This window comes from Litchfieldella qijiaojingensis (assembly GCF_014651875.1).
Lineage (GTDB): Bacteria > Pseudomonadota > Gammaproteobacteria > Pseudomonadales > Halomonadaceae > Litchfieldella > Litchfieldella qijiaojingensis.
On sequence record NZ_BMXS01000016.1, the window covers coordinates 24,917 to 48,351 of the forward strand.

The 23,435-nt window shown below is 61.8% G+C and carries 19 protein-coding genes; 4 read left to right on the plus strand and 15 right to left on the minus strand.

What is annotated here, in order from left to right; all coding sequences use genetic code 11:
* Window positions 1–88: 88 nt before the first annotated feature.
* The 10 genes from etfB to IE093_RS14900 all read right to left on the minus strand — a co-directional run bounded on the left by etfB (window position 89) and on the right by IE093_RS14900 (window position 12,715).
* Window positions 89–907: an electron transfer flavoprotein subunit beta gene (etfB, locus tag IE093_RS14855; RefSeq protein WP_189470514.1), complete on the minus strand. Its 819-nt coding sequence runs from the start codon at window positions 905–907 to the stop codon at window positions 89–91.
* The gene (gene etfA / locus IE093_RS14860) at window positions 897–2,180 is read right to left on the minus strand and encodes an electron transfer flavoprotein subunit alpha (protein WP_189470516.1); all 1,284 of its coding nucleotides are present in this window, start codon (window positions 2,178–2,180) and stop codon (window positions 897–899) included. The genes etfB and etfA overlap by 11 nt, the downstream gene beginning before the upstream one ends.
* Entirely contained in the window at window positions 2,177–4,144 is a 1,968-nt protein-coding gene (locus tag IE093_RS14865; RefSeq protein ID WP_189470518.1) for a (Fe-S)-binding protein, read from the minus strand. The genes etfA and IE093_RS14865 overlap by 4 nt, the downstream gene beginning before the upstream one ends.
* 255 nt (window positions 4,145–4,399) lie before the next feature.
* Window positions 4,400–6,472, minus strand: a complete 2,073-nt coding sequence (gene dgcA, locus IE093_RS14870; RefSeq protein WP_189470519.1) for a dimethylglycine demethylation protein DgcA — start codon at window positions 6,470–6,472, stop codon at window positions 4,400–4,402.
* Window positions 6,473–6,484: 12 nt separating this feature from the next.
* Window positions 6,485–7,033 carry a 4-vinyl reductase gene (locus IE093_RS14875; RefSeq protein WP_189470522.1) on the minus strand — a complete coding sequence of 183 codons (549 nt, stop codon included), beginning with the start codon at window positions 7,031–7,033 and terminating at the stop codon, window positions 6,485–6,487.
* Between the two features lie 173 nt (window positions 7,034–7,206).
* Entirely contained in the window at window positions 7,207–8,184 is a 978-nt protein-coding gene (locus IE093_RS14880; protein WP_189470524.1) for a dipeptidase, read from the minus strand.
* A 140-nt stretch (window positions 8,185–8,324) separates the two neighbouring features.
* On the minus strand, window positions 8,325–9,029 hold the full coding sequence (gene mtgA / locus IE093_RS14885; RefSeq protein WP_189470526.1) for a monofunctional biosynthetic peptidoglycan transglycosylase: 705 nt from the start codon (window positions 9,027–9,029) through the stop codon (window positions 8,325–8,327).
* A gap of 108 nt (window positions 9,030–9,137) precedes the next feature.
* Window positions 9,138–10,271 (minus strand): choline metabolism transcriptional regulator GbdR, encoded by a 1,134-nt coding sequence (gbdR, locus tag IE093_RS14890; RefSeq protein ID WP_189470528.1) that lies wholly within the window; start codon window positions 10,269–10,271, stop codon window positions 9,138–9,140.
* A gap of 332 nt (window positions 10,272–10,603) precedes the next feature.
* Window positions 10,604–11,461 carry an S-formylglutathione hydrolase gene (gene fghA / locus IE093_RS14895; RefSeq protein WP_189470530.1) on the minus strand — a complete coding sequence of 286 codons (858 nt, stop codon included), beginning with the start codon at window positions 11,459–11,461 and terminating at the stop codon, window positions 10,604–10,606.
* Between the two features lie 144 nt (window positions 11,462–11,605).
* Window positions 11,606–12,715, minus strand: a complete 1,110-nt coding sequence (locus tag IE093_RS14900) for an S-(hydroxymethyl)glutathione dehydrogenase/class III alcohol dehydrogenase (RefSeq protein WP_189470532.1) — start codon at window positions 12,713–12,715, stop codon at window positions 11,606–11,608.
* Between the two features lie 182 nt (window positions 12,716–12,897).
* Here IE093_RS14900 and IE093_RS14905 point away from each other — a divergent pair, with 182 nt between their 5' ends.
* Complete coding sequence (locus IE093_RS14905) at window positions 12,898–13,788, plus strand: LysR substrate-binding domain-containing protein (protein WP_189470534.1); 891 nt, start codon at window positions 12,898–12,900, stop codon at window positions 13,786–13,788.
* A 78-nt stretch (window positions 13,789–13,866) separates the two neighbouring features.
* Here IE093_RS14905 and IE093_RS14910 read toward each other — a convergent pair whose 3' ends face one another.
* Window positions 13,867–15,246 carry an L-serine ammonia-lyase gene (locus IE093_RS14910; RefSeq protein WP_189470535.1) on the minus strand — a complete coding sequence of 460 codons (1,380 nt, stop codon included), beginning with the start codon at window positions 15,244–15,246 and terminating at the stop codon, window positions 13,867–13,869.
* A 154-nt stretch (window positions 15,247–15,400) separates the two neighbouring features.
* On the opposite strand from IE093_RS14910, the gene IE093_RS14915 reads away from it, so the two are divergent.
* The gene (locus IE093_RS14915; RefSeq protein WP_189470537.1) at window positions 15,401–16,351 is read left to right on the plus strand and encodes a LysR substrate-binding domain-containing protein; all 951 of its coding nucleotides are present in this window, start codon (window positions 15,401–15,403) and stop codon (window positions 16,349–16,351) included.
* 53 nt (window positions 16,352–16,404) lie between these two features.
* Window positions 16,405–17,049 carry a hypothetical protein gene (locus IE093_RS14920; protein WP_189470539.1) on the plus strand — a complete coding sequence of 215 codons (645 nt, stop codon included), beginning with the start codon at window positions 16,405–16,407 and terminating at the stop codon, window positions 17,047–17,049.
* A gap of 81 nt (window positions 17,050–17,130) precedes the next feature.
* Here IE093_RS14920 and rpoD read toward each other — a convergent pair whose 3' ends face one another.
* The 3 genes from rpoD to rpsU form a co-directional block, all read right to left on the minus strand.
* A complete protein-coding gene (gene rpoD / locus IE093_RS14925) occupies window positions 17,131–18,993 on the minus strand; it encodes an RNA polymerase sigma factor RpoD (RefSeq protein WP_189470541.1) in 1,863 nt (620 codons plus the stop codon).
* A gap of 259 nt (window positions 18,994–19,252) precedes the next feature.
* A complete protein-coding gene (gene dnaG, locus IE093_RS14930; RefSeq protein ID WP_189470544.1) occupies window positions 19,253–21,076 on the minus strand; it encodes a DNA primase in 1,824 nt (607 codons plus the stop codon).
* A 140-nt stretch (window positions 21,077–21,216) separates the two neighbouring features.
* A complete protein-coding gene (gene rpsU / locus IE093_RS14935) occupies window positions 21,217–21,432 on the minus strand; it encodes a 30S ribosomal protein S21 (RefSeq protein ID WP_016416934.1) in 216 nt (71 codons plus the stop codon).
* A gap of 280 nt (window positions 21,433–21,712) precedes the next feature.
* Between rpsU and tsaD the strand changes: the two genes are divergently transcribed.
* Window positions 21,713–22,744: a tRNA (adenosine(37)-N6)-threonylcarbamoyltransferase complex transferase subunit TsaD gene (gene tsaD / locus IE093_RS14940; RefSeq protein ID WP_189470546.1), complete on the plus strand. Its 1,032-nt coding sequence runs from the start codon at window positions 21,713–21,715 to the stop codon at window positions 22,742–22,744.
* Here tsaD and plsY read toward each other — a convergent pair.
* Window positions 22,741–23,376, minus strand: coding sequence for a glycerol-3-phosphate 1-O-acyltransferase PlsY (gene plsY, locus IE093_RS14945; RefSeq protein ID WP_189470549.1), 636 nt, complete (start codon window positions 23,374–23,376; stop codon window positions 22,741–22,743). The two genes, tsaD and plsY, sit on opposite strands and share 4 nt — an antisense overlap.
* Window positions 23,377–23,435 lie beyond the last annotated feature (59 nt).

Here is a 23,435-nt window from a genome sequence, read left to right on the forward strand (position 1 = left end):
GAGAGTGCACGTAAACTGTGGCTGACCCGGGCACGGGCATCAGCCACAGCAACGTCCTGAATCAGGAGCGTCCTGGATCAGGAGTTTCCTAGCGCAGTACCGCTTCCTCCTTGAGCAGCTTGTAGATCGCCTCGGCGCCCTGTTCCGGCGTCACGTCGGACAGCACTTGGCCGCCCCCCCCCTCGGCCTTGGCCGCGGCGGCCTTGAAACGGTCACGGGCCGAGGCCGCCTTGACGATCTTCAACCGCTTGGGTCGCTTGCGAGCAGCTTGCACCGTCCAGTCGTTCGAGGCTTCGTCGAATACCGCAGGAGCCTCGGCAAGGCGCATTTCACCTCGGCGTGCCGGCCCGTAGGCGCTCTGCCGCGCGGCCGATGCGGCGCCATCGACGGTAACGATGGCCGGCAGGCGCACCTGAAGCCGACGACGCTGACCTCGAGGCAGGGCCTGGAGCAGGGTGGCAACGCCATTCTCCACCTTTTCCACGTTGGCCAAGCCGCTGACCATCGGCCAGCCCAGACGTTCGGCAAGTAGATAGGGCAACAAGCCGGAGCCTTCTCCCTGTTCGGCACGTTCGCCGGTAATCACCAACTGGGGCTTCGCTTCGCTCAGGGCGCTGGCCAAGGCGGGAATCACATCGGCACCCGGCGGTTGCTCGACCAGGGTCAGGGCTTGGAAGCCCATGCCCAGATAGCCCCGCAGCGCGCCTTCGCTCTCCTCGTCGAGTACTCCCGCATGCACTAGCGTAATACGCGACTTGTCGAGGGACATGGCCAGCTCAACGCCCCGGGCATCCTGGTCGGCACGACGTGCGCGACCGGTCAGCGGATGTCGACCGATGGACACTAGAACCGCAACTTCGAGCGCCCCCCGGGCTTGAGCGTCAGGGGCTTGGGCCTCAGGCTGCATCGCGTTTCTCCTCTCGTTGCTGCGCCACCAGATCGACTAGTGCCGCCAGGACCTTAGCCGAGTCACCGATCACTGCCAAGTCCGCACGCTTGATCATGTCACACCCCGGATCGAGGTTGACGGCTATCACCTTTTCGCAGCTCTGGATGCCCTGCAGGTGCTGAATGGCACCGCTGATGCCCACGGCTAGGTAGACTCGAGCCGTTACCCAGGTTCCGGTAGCACCCACCTGCCGATGGCGCGGCATGAATCCGTCGTCCACTGCCACCCGCGATGCCCCTTCGGTCGCCCCCAGCACCTTGGCGGCATGATGGAATCCATCCCAGTCCTTGACGCCATTGCCGGCGGAAAGAATGAACTCGGCTTCCGCCAGCGCCACCCCGGCCGGGTCGACGGCCACCTGGCCCAGATCCTCGATACGCCCCAACTGTGAAGGCAATGCCTGCGACAAGGCCATCGGCTGCGCCGCATGACGGGTCTCGGAAACCGGCTCGGCACACTCGGACAAGGCCAAGGCCACACGCGGCAATGCGCGCTGTATATCGGTGGTGCCCGCCGCTCCACGAGCGGTGCAGCGCCATCCCAATTCGCAGGTGTCGTCCATCTCGATCTGCCAGACACCAGTGGCAGGCCGCTCCTGGATGCGAGCCGCCAACCGCCGCCCCAGGTCGGCACCGCCCAGCTTGGAGTCGGGCAGCAACCAGTAATACGGGGCAAGCTCACGCTCGATGGCACTTAGAGCCGCCAGGCGTGTCTCCGGTGTATAGCCATCGAACACCTCTTCATCGAGATGCAGCAGACGATCGACACCCGCCTCACCGAAGCCATCCTCCTTGTGACTACCGAAGACCACCGCCAGCACGGCTCCTTGCCGTTCGCTATCGGCATCGGCCAGTTGCCGGGCCAGGCCCAGTAGGTCGCGGTCATGAGACGATAGCCGTCCGCCGGGCATATCCGGCACCACGGCGACCAGGAAGGCCGGTGCCTCGATCTCGACATGGCGCCGGTCATCGGCTGTCGTGGTCGAATGCCCGGCACCTCGTCCCGCTGTGGGGGCCTGCTGGACTCCACTGCGATCGATGCGCTTGATGCCATTGGGGCCGATGAAACCCAAGCCATGGGGATTCTTGCGTATCACCCCATTGGGCCCCATCCACTCCGTTGCCACGGCCGTTCCTTGTCCCAACTCGAACAACACCCGTTCGTGTTCGGGATGCAGACGGTTCCGGGCGATCCATTCCTTGCGCGGATCGCGACGCAAGATCTCGGTCATGATGCCACCTCCTTGATCGCGATGCGTGCCTCGCCGGTGGGTTGAGCGCGTGCTTCACTCTCCGGTACCAGGGCATCGGCCACCAGCTCGGCGATGTCGCGGATCTCGGCAGTGGCATCCACCACCCCCTCGAGCATGGCGGTACACTGCGGACAGCCGACTGCCACCAGCTCGGCACCGGTCTCCTTGACGTCGTTCATGCGCATGTCGGGAATCCGCTGCTTGCCGGGAATATCGGTGATCGGCGCTCCGCCACCGCCGCCGCAGCAGCGCGACCGGAAACCAGAGCGAGCCATCTCCGCCACTTCGATGCCCAGCGCCCTGAGCACATTGCGCGGCGCTTCATATTCGCCGTTATAGCGCCCCAGGTAACAGGGGTCGTGGTAGGTGACCTTGCCACCCTTCCAGGGCGCGAAATGCAGACGCCCCGCCTCGTACAGTTCGGCAATATAGGTGCTGTGGTGGAACACTTCATAGTTGCCACCCAACTCGCCGTACTCGTTCTTGAGCACATGGAAACTGTGCGGGTCACAGGTGACGATGCGTTGGAAACGATACTGCGACAAGGTGGCGATATTGCGCTTGGCGAGTGACTGGAATGTCGCTTCGTCACCCAGACGCCGTGCCACGTCGCCACTGTCGCGCTCCTCGTTGCCGAGCACCGCGAAGTCGACGCCAGCACCGCGCAACACCTTGATCAGGGCACGCAACGTACGCTGGTTGCGCATGTCGAAGGCACCATCACCGAGCCACAGCAGCACATCCGCTTGCTTGACGTCCCGCATCACTGGCAAGTTCAAGTCCGCCGCCCAGTGCATCCGCGAGCCGGGTTCGAAGCCGCCGGGGTTGTCGGTGGCGATCAGGTTGTCGAGCACCTCGGCGCCCTTGTTGGGCGTATTGCCATGTTCCAAGGTCAGGAAGCGTCGCATGTCGACGATGGCATCGACGTGCTCGATCATCATCGGGCACTCTTCGACGCACGCCCGGCAAGTGGTGCACGACCACAGCGTCTCGGCATCGACCAGTGCCTTCCCCTCGCGGGCCACGATAGGCCCATGCGGGTCGCCGTGATGCTCGCCGACCGGTTTGTCCGGATAGGGGCTGCCGGCATAGTTGGCATCGCTGCCGCCGGTCATGCCAACCACCATGTCCTGGATCAGCTTCTTGGGATTGAGCGGCTGACCGGCGGCGAAGGCCGGGCACACCGCTTCGCAACGACCGCACTGCACGCAGGCGTCGAATCCGAGCAACTGGTTCCAGGTAAAGTCGCTGGGCGTCTCCACGCCGAGCGACACCTTGGGATCGTCCAGATTCAGCGCCTTGAGGCCGGTGGAACGACCGCCACCGAAGCGCTCGGCCCGGCGATGGAAGGCCAGGTGCAGGGCGCCGGCAAAGGCATGCTTCATGGGTCCGCCCCAGGTCATGCCGAAGAACATCTCGCCCAGGCCCCAGGTCACCACCGCGGCCAGCGCCACGGCCAGGATCCAACTGCCGAAATCCGCAGGCAATACACCCACCGTCGGCAGCGTGATCAGGAACACGCTCAACGAAAAAGCCATCAGGCTCTTCGGCAAGCGCATCCAGGGTCCCTTGGACAAGCGCGCGGGCGGGTTGCGGCGTCGCCTGGCCACGAACAGGCTGCCGACGAACATGATCGCACTGGCCACCAGCAGCGCCCAGCCGAGCACACCCTGCGCCAGTCCCAGACCATGCACCAAGATCATCAACACCGCTGCCAGCACGAAACCGCCGGCGGTGGCCACGTGAGTGTTGGACATCACCTTGTCGCGCCCCACCACATGGTGCAGATCCACCAGATAGCGACGCGGCATGGCCGCCAGCCCTTTGAGAATCGGGACAGGCGATGGCCGTCCCTGGCGCCACAGGCGGATACGCCGCCAAGCGCCGATCACCGCCAGCCCCAGCGCGGAGAAGATCAAAATCGGCAAGAGGGTCTCGAGCATCTCGCTCACCTCGCAAACTAGCAATTGTTATCGACGCCGTTCGGTCAAGGACGAGGGAAGCGTCTCGCGCCACGCATTCGCTGCTACCGAACCTCGGTTGGCAACCTGCGGTCACGGCGTGAAAGGGCCATCCCTGGCCCCCACGCCTCTGCCGTCATCCCAACGGCAGGACCGCGTCACTGCACCTCGGTTCGGGCGAATGCTGAGAGCGCTTCGCCACTCCCCTCTTCCTTCTTCTGTCTTCCGACTGGGTGGTTAGAAATCCTTGCAAAGGCGCAGGGCATCATAGATAGCCGCATGCGTATTGCGCGGCGCCGTGCAATCGCCCAACCGGAACAGCAGGAAGCCTTCACCCTCTTCCGCCAGGCACGGCTGCGGCTGGATGGCATACAGCGCGTCGACATCGATCTGACCCCGGTTACGCGACTGCTCCTTGAGTGCGTAATAAAGGGCTTCATCGGGACGCACGCCGTTCTCGACCACCACTTGGTCGACCACCCGCTCTTCCAGAGCGCCGGTGTACTCGTTCTCGAGCACTGCCACCAGCGAGTCACCTTCGCGATAGACCTTATGCAGCGCCAGGTCGGAGGTCATGATCACCTCCTTCTCGTAGAGGCTGCGGTAATAGGTCGGGAAGGTGGTGCCGCCCACCGCCGCACCCGGCTTGATGTCGTCGGTGACGATCTCCACCTTGGCGCCCTTGTCGGCCAGGTAGTCCGCCGCCGAGACGCCGGAAAATTCACAGATGGTGTCGTAGATCAGCACGTTCTTGCCCGGCTCGACGGCACCGCTGAGGATGTCCCAGGTGCTCACCACTAGGCTCTCTTCCGAGTTCTCGGAATAGCCCCACTCGGGGAATTGCGACAGGAACGGCTGCCCGCCAGTGGCCAGCACCACGATATCCGGACGCAGGTCGGCGATCGTCGCCTCGTCGGCCAGGGTTCCCAGGCGCAGATCGACGTTCAGGCGCGCCAGCTCGAGCTGATACCAGCGGGTGATACCGGCGATCTGATCACGCTGCGGCGCCTTTGAGGCGATGGTGACCTGTCCGCCCAGACTGTCCTTGGCCTCGAACAGGGTCACGTCATGGCCGCGCTCGGCAGCGACACGCGCCGCTTCCATGCCGCCAGGACCGCCACCGACCACGACCACCTTGCGCTTGGGCCCTTCGCTCTTCTCGATGATATGCGGCAACCCCATGTATTCGCGGGACGTGGCGGCGTTCTGGATACACAGTACGTCCAGCCCCTGATACTGGCGATCGATGCAGTAGTTGGCCCCCACGCACTGCTTGATCTGGTCCACCTGGCCCATCTTGATCTTGGCAATGAAGTGCGGGTCGGCGATATGCGCCCGGGTCATGCCAACCAGGTCGACATAGCCACCTTCCAGGATGCGCTGTGCCTGGTTGGGATCCTTGATGTTCTGGGCATGGATCACCGGCACGCTGACCACTTCCTTGATGCCCGCCGCCAGGTGCAGGAACGGCTCCGGCGGATAGGACATGTTGGGAATCACGTTGGCCAGGGTGTTGTGGGTATCGCAGCCCGAGCCGACCACGCCGAAGAAATCGAGCATGCCGGTGGCATCGTAATAGGCGGCGATCTGCTTCATGTCCTCATGCGACAGACCATCGGGATGGAACTCGTCACCGCAGATGCGCATGCCGACCACGAAGTCGTCACCAACCTCGGCGCGCACTGCCTTGAGTACTTCCAGACCGAAGCGCATGCGATTCTCGAGACTGCCACCCCATTGATCGGTACGCTTGTTGACGCGCGGGCTCCAGAACTGGTCGATCAGGTGCTGGTGCACGGCGGACAGCTCGACGCCGTCCAGACCACCCTCTTTCGCACGCCGCGCCGCCTGGGCGAAATCACCGATGATGCGCCAAATCTCCTCTTCCTCGATGGTCTTGCAGGTCGAGCGGTGCACCGGTTCACGGATCCCCGAAGGCGACACCAGGGTCGACCAGTCGAACCCGTCCCAACGCGAGCGGCGCCCCATGTGGGTGATCTGGATCATGATCTTGCCGCCATGCTTGTGCACCGCATCCGCCAGGTTCTGGAAGTGCGGAATGATGCGATCGGTGGACAGGTTCACCGAGCTCCACCAGCCCTGAGGGCTGTCGATGGAAACCACCGAGGAGCCGCCGCAGATGCACAGACCGCAGCCGCCCTTGGCCTTCTCCTCGTAATACTTGACGTAGCGCTCAGTGGTCATGCCGCCATCAGTGGCATAGACCTCGGCGTGAGCGGTGCTCACCACCCGGTTGCGGATGGTCAGCTTGCCGATTTCGATCGGTTGGAATAGTGCTTCGAATGCCATGACGAACGGTCCTCAACCCTGCTGGTCGGATGAAAGCGGCTTGGTGATGAAATAGCCCACCTCGCAACCCTCCTCGGCAGCGCTCTGCGTCTGCTCGGCAACGGTACGCAGGCTGCTGCCGCGGGCGGCGAGGATCTGGTCCATGGCCCCGGCGAACCAGCCGGTGAACATGTACTCGACCTTGCGACCCACTTTGCCCAATTGATACACGAAGGCGCTGTGTTCGAGACGTACCCGGACGGTGCCCGCGTCCAGATCGATCTCCTCGGTGATGAACTTGCCCCAGCCACGCTGGGACAGACGCTTCATGTAGTGCTCGAATACCGCCTCACCTTCCAGTCCGTGCAGTTCGGCTTCCTTCTCGCACCAGTGCCAGGCGCTCTTGTAGCCGGCGTGATAGAGAATCTCGGCATACTTCTCCGCACCCAGCGCCTCTTCCACGGCGACATGGTTGTTGATGAAGAAGTGTCGCGGTACGTAGAGCATGGGCAGGGCATCGGTGGTCCAGACACCGGTTTCGCTATCCACTTCGATGGGCAGTTCGGGAGCTACCTTGGTCACAGTCGTATTCCTCGGAATAATAGTTGTTTGATTTGGCTTCGGGCTTCGGGCTTCGGGCTTCGGGCTTCGGGCTTCGGGCTTCGGGCTTCGGGCTTCGGGCTTCGGGCTTCGGGCTTCGGGCTTCGGGCAGTAGTGTTGCTCGTAGCTCGTAGCCCGTGACTCGTAGCTGGCCGTCATTCGCCCCAGACGTCACGTAGCACCCGTACCCAGTTCTCGCCCATGATCTTGCGCACCACGGGCTCGCTGAAACCGCGACGCAGAAGCGCCTCGGTGAGGTTGGGGAACTCCCCGATGGTGCGGATACCCTCCGGATTGATGATCTTGCCGAAGTTAGTCAGGCGACGGGCGTAGCCCTTGTCGTGGGTCAGCCACTCGAAGAAGTCCTTATCGTGGCCTTGGGTGAAATCGGTGCCAATGCCGATGGAATCCTCACCGACGATGTTCATCACGTACTCGATCGCCTCGACGTAGTCGTCGACGGTGGCGTCGATGCCGGCACGCAGGAAGGGAGTGAACATGGTCACGCCAACGAAACCGCCATGGTCGGCGATGAACTTGAGTTCCTCGTCGGACTTGTTGCGCGGATGCTCCTTGAGCCCGGATGGCAGACAGTGGGAGTAGCAAACCGGCTTCTTCGATTCGAGGATCACCTCCTCGGAGGTCTTGGCGCCGACATGCGACAGGTCGCACATGATGCCGACCCGGTTCATTTCGGCTACGATCTCGCGGCCGAAGCCGGAAAGACCACCATCACGCTCGTAGCAACCGGTGCCCACCAGGTTCTGGGTGTTGTAGCACATCTGCACGATGCCCACGCCGAGCTGCTTGAAGATCTCGACATAGCCGATCTGGTCTTCGAAGGCATGGGCATTCTGGAAACCGTAGATGATGCCGGTCTTGCCCTCTTCCTTGGCCCGGGTAATGTCCGCAGTGGTCCGCACCGGGCGTACCAGGTCGCTGCACTCGGCCATCAGGGCGTTGGACTTGACGATATTGTCGACGGTCGCCTGGAAGCCTTCCCACACGGAAACAGTGCAGTTGGCGGCGGTCAGGCCACCGCGACGCATATCCTCGAACAGCTCGCGGTTCCACTTGGCGATGATCAGGCCATCGATAACGATGGCGTCGTTATGCAGCTCTTGAGGGGTCATGGTCAGCTCCGGACAAGTGACAAGGCTCAATGACATCTTGCCGGCAGCATATCCCTCGCTCCCCTCATCACGACGCTTGGAAACGACCGGGAAAATTCCAAAAGCGTCACGCGTGTCGCAATCGCGATGACAGCGCCTCGCTAGAGCTGCTGGAGGTAGGCCTCTCCCCCCAAATTGCGCATCTGCTGGCGGATCCAGGCACTACGACGTTCCACATGGTAGTTGGGGCGGGAAGCACTCCAGCCACGGGGGTTGGGCAGGATCGCCGCCAAACGGCTGGCTTGCGCCTCGGTGATCTGATGAGCCGAAACGCCAAAATAGTGCTGGGCGGCAGCCTCCAGGCCGAAGACCCCGCTATCCCATTCGACGATATTGAGATAGACCTCAAGGATGCGCTCCTTGGGCCACAGCAACTCGATCAACATCGTGAACCAGGCTTCCAGCCCCTTGCGCACCCAACTGCGACCGGTCCACAGGAACAGGTTCTTGGCGGTCTGTTGGCTGATCGTGCTGGCCCCGCGCAGCTTGCCACCATTACGACTGGCCTCCCAGGCGCGTCGCATCTCGTCGACGTCGAAGCCATGATGCAGGGGAAAACGTTGATCCTCGGCGGCGATGACCGCCAATTTGGCATTGTTGGATAGTTCCGCCCAAGAGCGCCAACGATGTTCGATGGAGATCGGCTCACGCGAGACCCAGGATTGGATCTTGCGCTCGACCATCACCATGGATCCGAACACCGGCACGACCCGAAACAGCAATACCAGCAGTATCGACAGCGTGACGAAGCCGATCAGGCCAAGCAGCAATGCGCGCTGTGCCCTACGCAACCACCCTTGCGTCATGAACAAACCTTCTATGGTTACCAAGCGAGTCAAGACAATCCGCCCAGTATAACAAGGCCGCGCCCCGAAAATCGGGGCGCGGCATCGACACAGGATGGTGCATGAAGCCTATAGCGGAACACTGGCGTAGGTTGGCTCTCCCTGGGCCTGAGCCAATGCCAGCACGGCACTGGATACGAGATCCTGTGACGGCGCCCCGACCTGCGTATGCTTGAGCAGGGCGTCCTGCTCGGCACCCAAGGGGACGCTGCGCGTGGTTTTGGCACCGATGGCCAGCCGTTCGTCACGCGGTGGAATGCCGAAGTACTCGCGATAACACTTGGAGAAGTGCGGGGTAGAGACGAAGCCGCAAGCCGATGCCACCTCGATGATCGACATCGGGGTCTGCTTGAGCAACTGACGCGCCCGGGTCAGACGCAGTTTGAGGTAGTAGCGCGACGGCGAGCAGTGCAGGTACTTCTGGAACAGCCGCTCGAGTTGGCGCCGCGACACATCGACGTAATGCGCCAACTCATCGAGGCCGATGGGCTCCTCCAGGTTGGCTTCCATCAAGGCGACGATTTCCAGCAACTTGGGCTGAGTAGTGCCCAGCACGTGCTTGAGCGGCACCCGTTGCTGATCCTGTTCGCCACGCACCCGGTCGCAGATGAACATTTCCGAGATGCCCGCCGACAGCTCGCGGCCATGGTCGCGACTGATCAGGTTGAGCATCATGTCGAGCGGCGCAGTCCCCCCGGATGCCGTGGCACGATCGCGGTCGATCGAGAACAGGCGGGTGGTCAGTGCCACACGTGGAAACGCCTCCTGCATGGCAGCCAGGCACTCCCAGTGAATGCTGGTCTCGAAGCCGTCCAACAATCCGGCCTTGGCCAATGCCCAGCTACCAGTGCAGACCGCTCCCAAGCGACGCGACAAGCGAGCCTGGGACTGCAACCAAGCGACATGTTCGCGTTGCACACTGCGGTGCGGACCCACTCCACCACAGACGATCACCATGTCCAACGCCAGGGGCACTGTGGTGGAAACATCCGGTGTGACCTGCAGGCCATCGCTGGCACGTACCGGTGCACCATCCAGGCTCAAGGTATACCAGCGGTACAGCTCACGGCCAGCCAACTGATTGGCCATGCGCAGCGGCTCGATGGCCGACGCCAGGGATATCAGCGTGAAATTGTCCAGCAGCAGAAATCCCAGGGTCTGGGGTGCCGGAGAAGAACGGGACGCATCGGGAGTGGTTGCCATGGGTGAAACTCCTGGACGGTTGGTCTGTCACGACCGTCGAGCGCGACTCGACGACCTCGTTGTCGTTGTTAGGTGCGTATACGACTTGAGACCGCCGGTACGAGCCATCCATCGTTCTCGCTTGTCGCAGTCAGGCAAGTTCTGCTCGCAATGTAACCTCTGTGTCGTATTTTGACATGACAAATTTACCTATCGACAAGCAAATGAACATTGCATATAGACAATGACGTCGCATATGGATATGCCAGAGTCGTCTGAACGCACAGAAGCGAGAATAAAAAAGCGCCGACGACAGCGGCGCTTCGATAGGAAAGGGATCGCCCGAATGGGCCTCACTCCTTGTCGCGGAGCCGCTCGGCGTGATAGCGCAAGTGATCCTCGATGAAGGTGGCAATGAAGAAATAGCTATGATCGTAGCCAGGCTGACGACGCAAGGTCAGCGGGTGGTCGTGTTTGGCGCATACCGCTTCGAGCCGTTCAGGACGCAATTGCTCCTCCAGGAAGTCGTCGGCCTCGCCCTGATCGATGAACAACGGCTGGCGTGACGCCCCCTTGGCTACCAGTTCGCAGGCATCGTACTGGGTCCAGGTACCGGGGTCGTTGCCCAGGTAGTTCGAGAAGGCCTTCTGCCCCCAGGGGCAGGTGCTGGGATTGACGATCGGCGAGAAAGCCGACACCGCACTGTAGCGCCCGGGATGACGCAGTGCCATGATCAATGCCCCATGCCCGCCCATGGAGTGGCCACTGATCGACTCCCGACCATTGATCGGGAAATGCTGGCGCACCACCGAGGGCAGTTCGTCGGCGACGTAGTCGTACATGCGGTAGTGCTTCGCCCACGGCTCCTGAGTGGCATTGATATAGAAGCCGGCGCCAGAGCCGAAGTCGTAACTGTCATGCTCACCGGGCAGATCCAAACCGCGTGGACTGGTGTCCGGACACACGATGGCGATACCGAGTTCGGCGGCGACACGTTGCGCGCCAGCCTTCTGCATGAAGTTTTCGTCGGTGCAGGTCAGCCCCGACAACCACCACATCAGCGGCACCCGCTCGTTCTCGGCCTGAGGCGGCAGATAGATGGCGAAGATCATCTCGCAATCCAGCGCCCGGGAGTGATGCTTGTAGCGCTTCAGCCAGCCGCCGAAGCTCTTGTTGGCGGATACCAAGGAAAGCGATTCGGACATGGTCATAAGGACTCCTCTTGACAACACCGCCCCACCGGGGAAACACCAAACGAATACCTCCGCGAGTCGCTCGGCGATTCATTCGAAGTTTCCCATCGGCAGGGGCGGTCGACCAACGATTATCCCGCCTGGGCAATAGCGAGCATGCCCTCAGTAGTGCAGCACGCTACGGATGCTCTTGCCGGCATGCAGCAGCTCGAACGCCTCGTTGATCTTCTCGAACGGCATGTCGTGGGTGATGAACTCGTCGATCTTCAGCTCGCCGTTCATGTACCGCTCGACATACCCCGGCAGCTCGCTGCGGCCCTTCACGCCGCCGAACGCCGAGCCCTTCCACACCCGGCCGGTCACCAACTGGAACGGCCGCGTGGAGATCTCCTCGCCGGCACCGGCCACGCCGATGATCACCGACTCCCCCCAGCCCTTGTGGCAGCACTCCAGCGCCGAGCGCATCACGTTGACGTTGCCGATGCACTCGAACGAGTAGTCGACCCCGCCGTCGGTCAGATCGACGATCACCTGCTGGATCGGGTCCGAGTAGTCCTTGGGGTTGACGAAGTCGGTGGCGCCGAACTGGCGCGCCAGGTCGAACTTGTCGGGGTTGACGTCGATGGCGATGATCCGCGCGGCCTTGGCCATCACCGCGCCCTGGATCACCGCCAGACCGATGGCGCCCAGGCCGAACACCGCCACCGTCGCGCCCGGCTCGACCTTGGCGGTGTTGAGCACCGCACCGATACCGGTGGTCACCCCGCAGCCGAGCAGGCAGATCTTGTCCAGCGGCGCCTCCGGCGAGACCTTAGCCAGCGACACCTCGGGCAGCACGGTGTATTCGCTGAAGGTCGAGCAACCCATGTAGTGATGCAACTGCTGGCCATTGAGCGAGAAGCGCGAGGTGCCATCGGGCATCACCCCCTTGCCCTGGGTGGCGCGCACCGAGCTGCACAGGTTGGTCTTTCCCGACAGGCAGAACTTGCACTGGCCGCATTCGGCGGTGTAGAGCGGGATCACATGGTCGCCGGGCTTGAGGCCGACCACCCCCTCGCCGACCTCCTGGACGATGCCGGCGCCCTCATGGCCCAGCACCGAGGGGAACAGGCCCTCCGGGTCGGCCCCGGACAGGGTGTAGGCGTCGGTATGGCAGACGCTGGTGGCCTTGATCTGTACCAGCACCTCGCCGGCCTTGGGGCCTTCGACGTCGATTTCGGTGAGTTCCAGCGGCTTGCCAGCTTCCAGGGCAATCGCAGCGCGTGATTTCATCAGGCACTCCTGATCCGTGAACGGCGATAATGGTGAAAACCGATGCCGGCAAGCCGCGAATGACGCGCTTGCCGGCACATGACATCTTTTTCAGTCTAGGCGAGCCCACGTTCGAGAATAAACTGCGTTAGACTCATAAGATTATTGCCTGCCAGCAATAATTAAGAAGGAGAAAGACACGCATGCATCGCTGGGATCGTATCGAGGCCTTCACCGAAGTGGTCCGCTTGGGCACCTTTTCCGCAGCGGCGCGCCATCTCAAGGTCTCCAATTCGCATATCAGCCGCCTGGTCGGACAACTCGAGAACCAACTCGACATGCAGCTTCTGTATCGCACCACGCGCCAGATCCGCCTCACCGATGCCGGCGCGCGCTATTACGAGCACTGTCGCCACCTGCTCGATGGCTTCCGCGAAGCCGAAGCCGCCATCAACGATCTGCAGACCAAGCCCAAGGGAATACTCAGACTATCTTCGGCGACGACTTTCGGTGAGCGTTACATCGCCCCCTTGGTCAACGACTTCCACCGCCTGCACCCACAGCTAGAGGTGCACATGCATTTCACCAACCGTCAGGTGGAAGTGATCGACGAAGGCTACGATATCGCAATACGTATGGGCGTACTCAAGGACTCGACGCTGATCGCCCGACGCCTGTGCGAGAGACGGGAATACGTGGTCGGTTCCCGAGCCTACTTCGAGCAGGTCCCGCGCCCGCACTCGCTAGCCGAGTTGGCCAGCCATCGCTGCCTGATCGGCTCCCGCGACAGTTGGTTGTTCGAAGTCAATGGTCAGCGCCGCGAAGTCCGCATCCACGGGCACTGGCAGGCCAATTCGGGGCCGGCCATCCTCGATGCCACGCTAAAGGGTTTGGGCCTGGCCCAACTGCCGGATTACTATGTCGAACCGTATCTCCAGTCAGGAGATCTGATCTCGGTACTCGAAGCCTTCCAACACCCCGATACGGCGGTATGGGCCGTCTACCCCCGCCATCGGCACTTGTCGCCCAAGGTACGTCAATTCGTCGACTTCCTGGTCGAGCATATCGGCGAGATGTTGCCGGGAAAGCGGTGAGCGGTGGCATACAAAAAAAGGGCGCCTATTCGGGCGCCCAAGTAGGGTTGAACGAGAGAGGAAATCGAGTTCAGAGCGTCAGCATTCTATGGCGTTCACTGCCAGACCGCCGCGAGAGGTCTCCTTGTACTTGTCCTGCATGTCGGCCCCGGTGTCGCGCATGGTGCGAATCACCTTGTCAAGCGAGATAAAGTGGGTGCCGTCGCCTCGCAGTGCCATCTGAGCGGCATTGATGGCTTTCACCGAGGCGATGGCGTTGCGCTCGATGCAGGGCACCTGCACCAGACCGCCCACCGGATCGCAAGTCAGGCCCAGGTTGTGCTCGAGGCCGATCTCGGCGGCATTTTCCACCTGAGCGACCGAGCCCCCCATGACCTCGGCGAGCCCCGCCGCAGCCATGGCGCAGGCCGAGCCCACTTCACCTTGGCAGCCCACTTCAGCGCCGGAGATCGAGGCGTTCTTCTTGCACAGAATGCCCACTGCCGCGGCGGCGAGCAGGAAATCGACCACATCGCGCTCGCTGGCATCCGGCTGGAATTTCATGTAGTAATGCAGCACCGCCGGGACGATGCCCGCCGCTCCATTGGTCGGCGCGGTGACCATGCGGCCGCCGGCGGCATTCTCTTCGTTGACCGCCAAGGCGAAGACATTGACCCAGTCCATGGCCGAGAAAGTCGAAGCGATCAGGCTGGGACTGTCTTCCACGGCCAGCAAGCGCCGATGCAGCGCAGCAGCACGGCGCTTGACGTTTAGCCCACCAGGCAACACGCCCTCGTTGTGCAAACCGGTCTCGACACAGTCCTGCATCGCTTGCCAGATCTTCCACAATCCGGCCCGGATCTCGGCTTCGCTTCTCCAGGCCTTTTCGTTTTCCAGCATCAATTCGCTGATGCGTAGACCATGCATCTGGCAAAGTGCCATCAGCTCGGCGGCACTGTTGAAATCATAGGGCAAGGAGGTGGTGTCGGTGTCGAGTTCGCCGGCCTGAGCCTGGACCTCGTCGATCACGAAGCCACCGCCCACCGAATAATAGGTGTTGCTATAGAGTTCGGAACTGTGCCCGTGAGCAATCAAGCGCATCGCATTGGGATGATGCGGCAGGTTCTCCTCGAGCAACTGCATGTCGCGCACCCACAGGAAGGGAACCGCAAGCCGATTGTCGAGCAACAGCGTCTGGGATTCCAGCAGCTCCTCAATGCAAGGCGAGATGATCGCGGGATCGACACGGTCGGGCCGTTCGCCCATCAATCCCATGATCACCGCGCGATCCGTACCATGCCCGATACCGGTGGCTGACAGTGAACCGTACAACTTCACCTCAATGCGAGCCACCCGCTCGAGCAAATCACGCTCGCGCAGTGACTGCACAAAATCATAGGCCGCCCGCATGGGGCCCACGGTATGCGAACTGGACGGCCCGACACCGATCTTGAACAAGTCGAACACACTGATGGACATGGGTAACCTCGCGGACGCCTACAGGCGTTTCATCAATATAGCTAAACCGAAGCGATTCCAATGCTGCCCTTACGGGCCATTTACGCTATGGTGGTCTCATAGCCCTTGGTGGACAACCGAGAATATCTTGCCTTTCGTTTAGAATGACTAAACCATGAGCCGCACTCTCAATGCCCAGACTCATGCCTGGCTGAAAGTCTTCGCCATCAGTGCCCGACACCTGTCATTCACTCGCGCCGCCGAGGAGTTGCACGTCACCACCGGCGCGGTTAGCCAGCAGATCAAGCAGCTCGAAGAGCGCCTGGGTTTCAAACTGTTCCGGCGCCTGCCGCGCCGACTGGAGCTGACCGACGAGGGCCGCCGGCTGGCAGCGGTGGTCGACGAGGCCTATCAGTCGGTGGGCCTGGAAGTGAAGCGCCTGCGTTCGGGGGTGATGAGCGGTATCCTGCGACTTCGCTCGGTGCCCTCCTTCCTGACCAAGTGGCTGATGCCACGCCTGCCCCGCCTGCAGGCTCGCTTCCCCGACATCGAGCTGCATGTATCGGCCGAAGACAGCAACCTCTCGTTGCGCGACGGTGACTTCGACCTGGCGCTGGATCTCAACGACGGTCACTATCCAGGACTACAGATCACACCGCTGATGGACGAGATCATCTTTCCCGTCTGCGCCCCAGGACTGATGCGCGGCAAGCCGCCCCTGCACCGGCCGGAAGACCTAGCCTATTACCCCTTGCTGCACGATGTCACCGCCTGGCGTGGCAGCCACGACTATGCCGAATGGGAGCACTATCTACGAGCCATCGCGGCCCCGCATGTCAATGTGCGCCGTGGTTATACCTTTAACCGCAATCAGTTGACCATGGAAGCGGCAATCGCCGGCATGGGTGTGGCCATCGCCAGACAGACACTAATCACCAACGAACTCAAGACCGGTGCCCTGATCGCGCCTTTTTCACAACGCGTGGAAACCGGCAAACGCTACGGCATCGTGCATGCCCAGGGCGCACTTGACGACCGACGCGTGCGCGCCGTGCACGATTGGCTGGTGGAAGAGGCCCGGCGCAGCACGCCAACCGGGCAAGCCATGACAGTCACAAGCGCGTGACGATACAATGACATTCAAGTTCAAAGATTTGTCTTCTTCGCGGAACTCCCCTGATGCCACCTACGCCCTTGCCGCCGCCGACTTCCATCGGCTTCGGCGCGACTTGCCTTCGCGCTGCCTGCTACATCCTGCTGATCGCCGCCATGATGGAGGGCGTCCATTACGAGGCGCTATACCTCAAAGGCACTCGCTTCAGTGAATATGGGTTCACCGAACTGGCAGAGATCATTTTCCTGACCGTCATCTCCGCCCTGCTGCTGTATGTACGCCACGTCCAAAAGGCGTTACCTACCGTCACCTTGCTGATGTTCGCCTTCGTTTTCAGTTCCTTGATCCGCGAACAGGATCACTTTCTCGATCGGTACGTCTTCGACGGTGCCTGGCAGACCCTGGTGACATTGGTGCTTGTGCCATGTCTCACACTCGTGATCATGCGCCGCAGGCGTTTCGTCGCCGAATTCGTTCACTACAGCAACACCTTTTCCTTCGGGCTATTCGCAGCCGGCTTTCTGACCACCTATGTCTTTTCGCGCCTCTATGGACGCAGTGAGATGTGGATTGCCATCTTCGAGGACGACTATCGACGCACCTTCAAGGACGCTGCCGAGGAAGTCACCGAACTACTCGGCTACAGCCTGATTCTAATCGCGGTGATCGAGATGGTGTTGTTGGTACGGCGCTGGCGGGCACAAACTTAAAGCCCGCCTTTTCAGGCACAAACGAGAAACGCCCACCGGTTTGGCCGGTGGGCGTTTCTCGTTGCATACCCTTAAAGGGGATTATTCGTCGAGGAACGAACGCAGCGGTTCGGAACGCGACGGATGACGCAGCTTGCGCAGCGCCTTGGCTTCGATCTGGCGGATGCGTTCGCGGGTGACATCGAACTGCTTGCCGACCTCCTCGAGGGTGTGGTCAGTGTTCATGTCGATACCGAAACGCATGCGCAGCACCTTGGCCTCGCGCGCGGTCAAACCACCAAGTACGTTGCGAGTGGCCTCGATCAACCCCTCGCCGGTGGCCGAGTCGATGGGCAGCAGCATGGTGCCGTCCTCGATGAAATCTCCCAGGTGCGAATCGTCGTCGTCACCGATGGGGGTTTCCATGGAGATCGGCTCCTTGGCGATCTTGAGCACCTTGCGGACCTTGTCCTCGGGCATCTCCAGACGCTCGCCAAGCTCTTCCGGCGTTGGCTCGCGACCCATCTCCTGCAGCATCTGCCGCGACACGCGGTTGAGCTTGTTGATGGTCTCGATCATGTGCACCGGGATACGGATGGTACGCGCCTGGTCGGCGATCGAGCGCGTGATCGCCTGGCGAATCCACCAGGTGGCATAGGTCGAGAACTTGTAGCCACGACGGTATTCGAACTTGTCCACCGCCTTCATCAGACCGATATTGCCTTCCTGAATCAGGTCCAGGAACTGCAAGCCGCGGTTGGTGTACTTCTTGGCAATCGAAATCACCAGGCGCAAGTTGGCCTCGACCATTTCCTTCTTGGCCCGACGCGCCTTGGCCTCACCAATCGACAGCTTGCGGTTGACCTCCTTCAACTCGGCGACCGGCAGTTGCACCATGTCTTCCTCAAAGGCGATCTTGCGCTGGGCCCGAGCGATATCGTTGCGGAACGGCTCGAGTCGCTCGCTGAACTTGGCATTTGCGGTCAGGAATTCATCCATCCACTCGGCGCGCGACTCATTGCCAGGGAACGATTTGATGAAGGTCTTGCGCGGTACTTTGCCCTTCTTGACGAAGACCTGCATGATGACCTTTTCCTGCTCGCGCACCTGCTCCACGCTGATACGCACCTGCCCCACCAAGCGTTCGAAATGCTTGGGCACCAGCTTGATCGGCGAGAACAGCTCGGCCAGACGTGCCTGTTCTTCTGCGGCCTTGGGAGCCCCCCGACCATACTTCTCGATGGCAGCCTTGGTCAGCTCGTTCTGCTCGCGAATCTGTTCGAAACGCGCCCTGGCTTCCTCAGGGTCCGGCCCCCCTTCGCTGCCGCTGGTGTCCTCGGCGTCGCCGTCTTCGTCGTCGCCTGTCTCACTATCGGCATCCTCGTCGAGCTCGGCCACGGGCTCCGGCTCGGGCTCTTCGGCCTCGGCCACGCCAGGAATACCTTCGTCAGGATCGATGAAACCCGAGAACAGGTCGGACAGACGACCGGGAACCTCTTCGTCCTGAGTCGCATCGTAGGCTTCGAGAATCGAGTCGACGGCACCAGGCAGGTAAGCCAGCGCCGACATCACCTCGCGGGTACCTTCCTCGATGCGCTTGGCGATCTCGATCTCACCCTCGCGGGTCAGCAACTCGACGGTACCCATTTCGCGCATGTACATGCGCACCGGATCGGTGGTACGGCCGACGTCGCTTTCCACCGCCGCCAGCGCCGCCACCGCCTCTTCGGCGGCGTGCTCGTCGGGGGAATGATCGGCCATCATCAAGGTGTCTTCATCCGGGGCTTCCTCAACGACACTGATACCCATGTCGTTGATCATGCCAATGATGTCTTCCACTTGATCCGGATCGGCGATATCCTCGGGAAGGTGGTCGTTGACCTCGGCATAGGTCAGGAAGCCCTGCTCCTTGCCGCGCGCGATCAACTCCTTCAGACGTGACTGCTGCTGCGCATTTCCAGCCATAGAAACCCTATCTCGACGAAGAAGAATGAAGCACCCAAACGTATAGGCGGAAAAAATCCGGTAAGCCGATCAGTATAGCGGCTTACCATGCTTGTCCGCCAGCGCTCCATTTGCGCCGACGCTCAGGTGTGTTAGGTTGTTCGGTTGCACTCGTGGCCGGATCAATCGAACGTATGCCCCTTAGATGGTGATAATGGGCAACAATTCAACCCCAGCCACACATTCCTTCAATTGCTTGCGACGCTTCCTGCGCCTTGGCTCAACGGCTCAGTGCCGTCAGTAACTCCTTGAGCCGTTGTCGGTCTTCCCTCGTCAGCCGCTCCCCATTGCGCTCCCTGGCAAGCAGCGAGTCGATTTCGCTCTGCGGCGTCCGGCGCAAGCGCTGCTGGCGAAAATGTTCGACCAAGCCATCCAGCTCGTTGGCGCGCGCCTCGCGCGGGATCAAGAGCTCTCGCCGCGCTAGTTCGACCAGTCGCTGCCCTTCCACGCGACCATGGAAATGCGCCAGCAATACTTGCGGGCTGCGATAGCCACCCGCCCGCAACAGCTCGATGACCTCCACGCACAGCGCCCCATCAGGCTCATCGGCGGGGCACCATTCCAGCGTCTCGGGCAACCGTTCGACCAGACGTGGCTCGTGCACCAGCAGTTGCAGGGTGCGCCCCACCAGCCCCAGCGCCCCGGCGGCACGCCCGGGGATGTGCCCCTTCGACGGCTCCTCCCGCGATTCGAATGCCTGCGGAGACGAGCCACCATCGCGCTCGACCTCATATGCAGCACTCAGCGTCAGCAGAGCTTCGAAGCGAGCCTGGTCGACTCCGCTGCGCTTGGCTAGCTCAGCGAGCAACATCGACTTGAGTACCCCCTCCGGCAACCGCTGCAACGCTTTCAGCACCTGACTGGCAAAGCGCTCGCGATCTTCGACTCGGGCCAGATCGCGACCGAGCGACGCCTGCTCGAAGAGAAACTCCGACAATGGGCTGGCACAGGTGATGCGATCAGCGAAAGCGTCGGCACCCTCGCGGCGCACCAAGCTGTCAGGGTCCTCGCCCTCGGGCAGGAACAGGAAGCGCGCCTGGCGGCCGTCGATCATCAACGGCAACACCGTTTCCAGAGCGCGGTTGGCCGCCTGACGCCCGGCCCGATCACCATCGAAACAGAACACCACCTCGCCGACCAGACGGAACAATCGGCTGAGGTGCTCTTCACTGGTCGCGGTGCCAAGCGTGGCCACGGCATTGCGAATACCGAACTGCGCCAGCGCCACCACGTCCATATAGCCTTCGACGATCAGGACTCGCTCGAGCTGTCGATTGGCCTGACGTGCCTCGAACAGGCCATACAGCTCGCGCCCCTTGTGGAACACCGGTGATTCCGGCGAGTTCAGATACTTGGGCTTGGCATCGCCGAGCACTCGCCCGCCAAAGGCGATGGTGCGCCCCTTGAAGTCGCGGATCGGAAACACCACCCGGTCGCGAAAGCGGTCATAAGTGCGTCCGCTGTCTTCGCGCTGGACCAGCAACCCATACTCGACCTGTACCGCTTCGGGGATGCCGCGCTCGCTCAAGTGACGCTTCAACGCCTCCCAGTCGTGGGGGGCGTAACCGATGCCGAACTCCGCCTGGACCTCGGCGGAGAGCCCACGCCGCTCGAGATAGGCGCGTGCCGCACCGGCTTCGGTCATCCTGAGACGCTCGCGGAAAAAGTTCGCCGCCAGTTCCAGCAGATTGACCCCTTCCTGGCGCTTGCGTTCCCGAGCCTGGGCTCGAGGATCATCGGCACCCTCCCGTGGCACCTCCATCCCCTGGCGGGAAGCCAGCTGTTCCACCGCTTCCGGGAAGCGCAGATTGTCGTACTCCATCAGGAAGCGCAGCGCATTGCCATGAGCCCCGCAGCCGAAACAGTGGTAGAACTGCTTGTCCTGACTGACAGTGAACGACGGAGTCTTTTCCTGATGGAAAGGACACAGCCCGGAATAGTTGCGCCCGCTCTTCTTCAGCGCGACACGCTCACCCACCACCTCGACCACATCGACCCGAGCGAGCAGATCATCGATGAAACGTTGCGGGATCTGACCAGCCATAGGCGGTGAACTGTCCTGGGTGGCGAAAAAGCGGGAGCCGAGATCGTGCACGAAAAAACACAAGCGGCCACCTCCCGGCGGCCGCTTGGCGTCCCTCTTGAAACGACTCGATCACTTATACGAGCCGTCTCCAGTACGGATCAGTACAGCCGTTCGAAGCGCTTGCGTTCACGCTGCAGCTTCTTGGCGTGACGCTTGACAGCCGCCGCCGCCTTGCGCTTGCGTTCCGCAGTCGGCTTCTCGTAGTGCTCACGGCGACGCACTTCGGACAGAACGCCGGCTTTTTCGCAGGAACGCTTGAAGCGACGCAGAGCGACGTCGAACGGCTCGTTATCACGTACTTTGACAGAAGGCATTAAGCACTCACCTACCTTGAAATCATGAGTTCGGTTCGAACGCACACCTTGAGGGTACCGTATACGGCTTGCCACGACGCTTGGACGGTCGAGCGTGGGCAGAGACCGTGGTCGCGAAGAAAAGCAAAGACGAAAAGGAATCCCTAGGTGCACGACCCAGTCTTACAGCGGACAGTATTGTAGTCCCGCTTCAGGGGCTTTGCAAATAGCGCCCTGCCCACGACAAGCAAAAACGCGTAGAATGGACGCTTGTCATGCAGCATTCCAGGATTTTCCACTTATGCGCGTTTTGGGGATCGAGACGTCGTGCGACGAAACCGGCGTCGCCCTTTATGATACGCAAGCCGGTCTGCTGGCCGATGCACTCTACAGCCAAATCTCCATGCACGCCGAGTACGGCGGCGTGGTACCGGAACTGGCGTCTCGCGACCATACCCGCAAGCTGTTGCCGCTGATCGAGGAAGTGCTCGCCAGTGCGCAACTGAGCCGCAGCGATCTCGACGGCATCGCCTACACCGCTGGCCCAGGGCTGGTCGGTGCACTGATGGTCGGTGCCGCCACAGCGCATGGCATGGCCCGGGCGCTGAACATCCCGGTGCTTGGCGTGCACCATATGGAAGGCCATCTGCTGGCGCCGATGCTCGAGGACGCCCCTCCGGCATTTCCTTTCGTTGCCCTGCTGGTTTCCGGCGGCCACACCCAGTTGGTGGAAGTCCGCGGCCTGGGCCAGTATCGCCTGCTCGGGGAGTCGGTGGATGACGCCGCCGGTGAAGCCTTCGACAAGACCGCCAAGATGCTCGAACTCGACTACCCCGGCGGTCCGGCCGTGGCGCGCCTGGCCGAGCGTGGCGACCCCACGCGCTTTCGCTTCCCCCGACCGATGACTGATCGCCCGGGGCTGGATTTTAGTTTTTCGGGCCTCAAGACCCACACCCTGATTACCGCCAATAGGCTACGCGAGGCCGGTGAATTCGACGAACAGGGGCGCGCCGATATCGCCCGCGCCTTCGAGGACGCCGTGGTCGACACCCTGGTGATCAAGTGTCGACGCGCCCTGGACCAAACAGGACTCAAACGCCTGGTGGTAGCCGGGGGGGTCAGTGCCAATGTCCGCCTGCGCGAACGCCTGGAGCAGGAAACCGCCAAGCGCGGCGCCCAAGCCTTCTATCCGCGAGGTCGTTTCTGCACCGACAACGGCGCCATGATCGCCTATGTTGGAGCCCAACGCCTGCTAGCCGGAGAGCGCGACGACAGCACCATGAAGGCCGTGCCGCGCTGGCCATTGGCTGAGCTCATGCCTCCGGCGGCCTAGCGCTTCGAATCATCCTGCCGCGAAGGCTGCTGCCGCATGCCCAAGCGATTCTCGCGTCCACTGCCCATGCGGCGTATGTTCCATACATGCCGCGTCAGGACCAGTAATGCAAAGGCCAGGACCACCAGCACGTAATCTCTGGCCAGCCACAGACTGAGCAGGGGGGCAAGCGTGGCACTGGCCAACGAAGCAATGGCAGCGGTACGCACCCGCCAGGCCAACAGCGCCCAGCAAAGGGCGCAGCACAACGCCACCCAAGGAGTGAGCACCAGTAGAACCCCGAAGGCGCTGGCCACCGCCTTGCCACCGCGAAACCGATGCCACAGTGGATAGCTGTGACCCAGCAATACTCCCAACCCGACCAGGCCTTGGGCCCAGGGCGGCAGCCCCACTCCTTTGGCCAGCCATAACACCGGCATCCCCTTCACAGCGTCCAGTACCAGCGTTGCCAAGGCCAGGTGCTTGCCATGCAGACGCAACACATTGGAAAAACCGGGATTGCGCGACCCGGAAAAACGTGGATCGCGCACGCCGGCCAAGCGGCACACAGTCAGCGCCCCCAACCACGAGCCACTGAGATAGCCCGCCACCAGCAGGGCAAGGGTCGTAGGCAACAGGGGGTAAGACGACATGGCGACGCTCTCGACGGCTCATGGCAAGACGTCATGATTCTGCCAGGCGAGAGGGCATT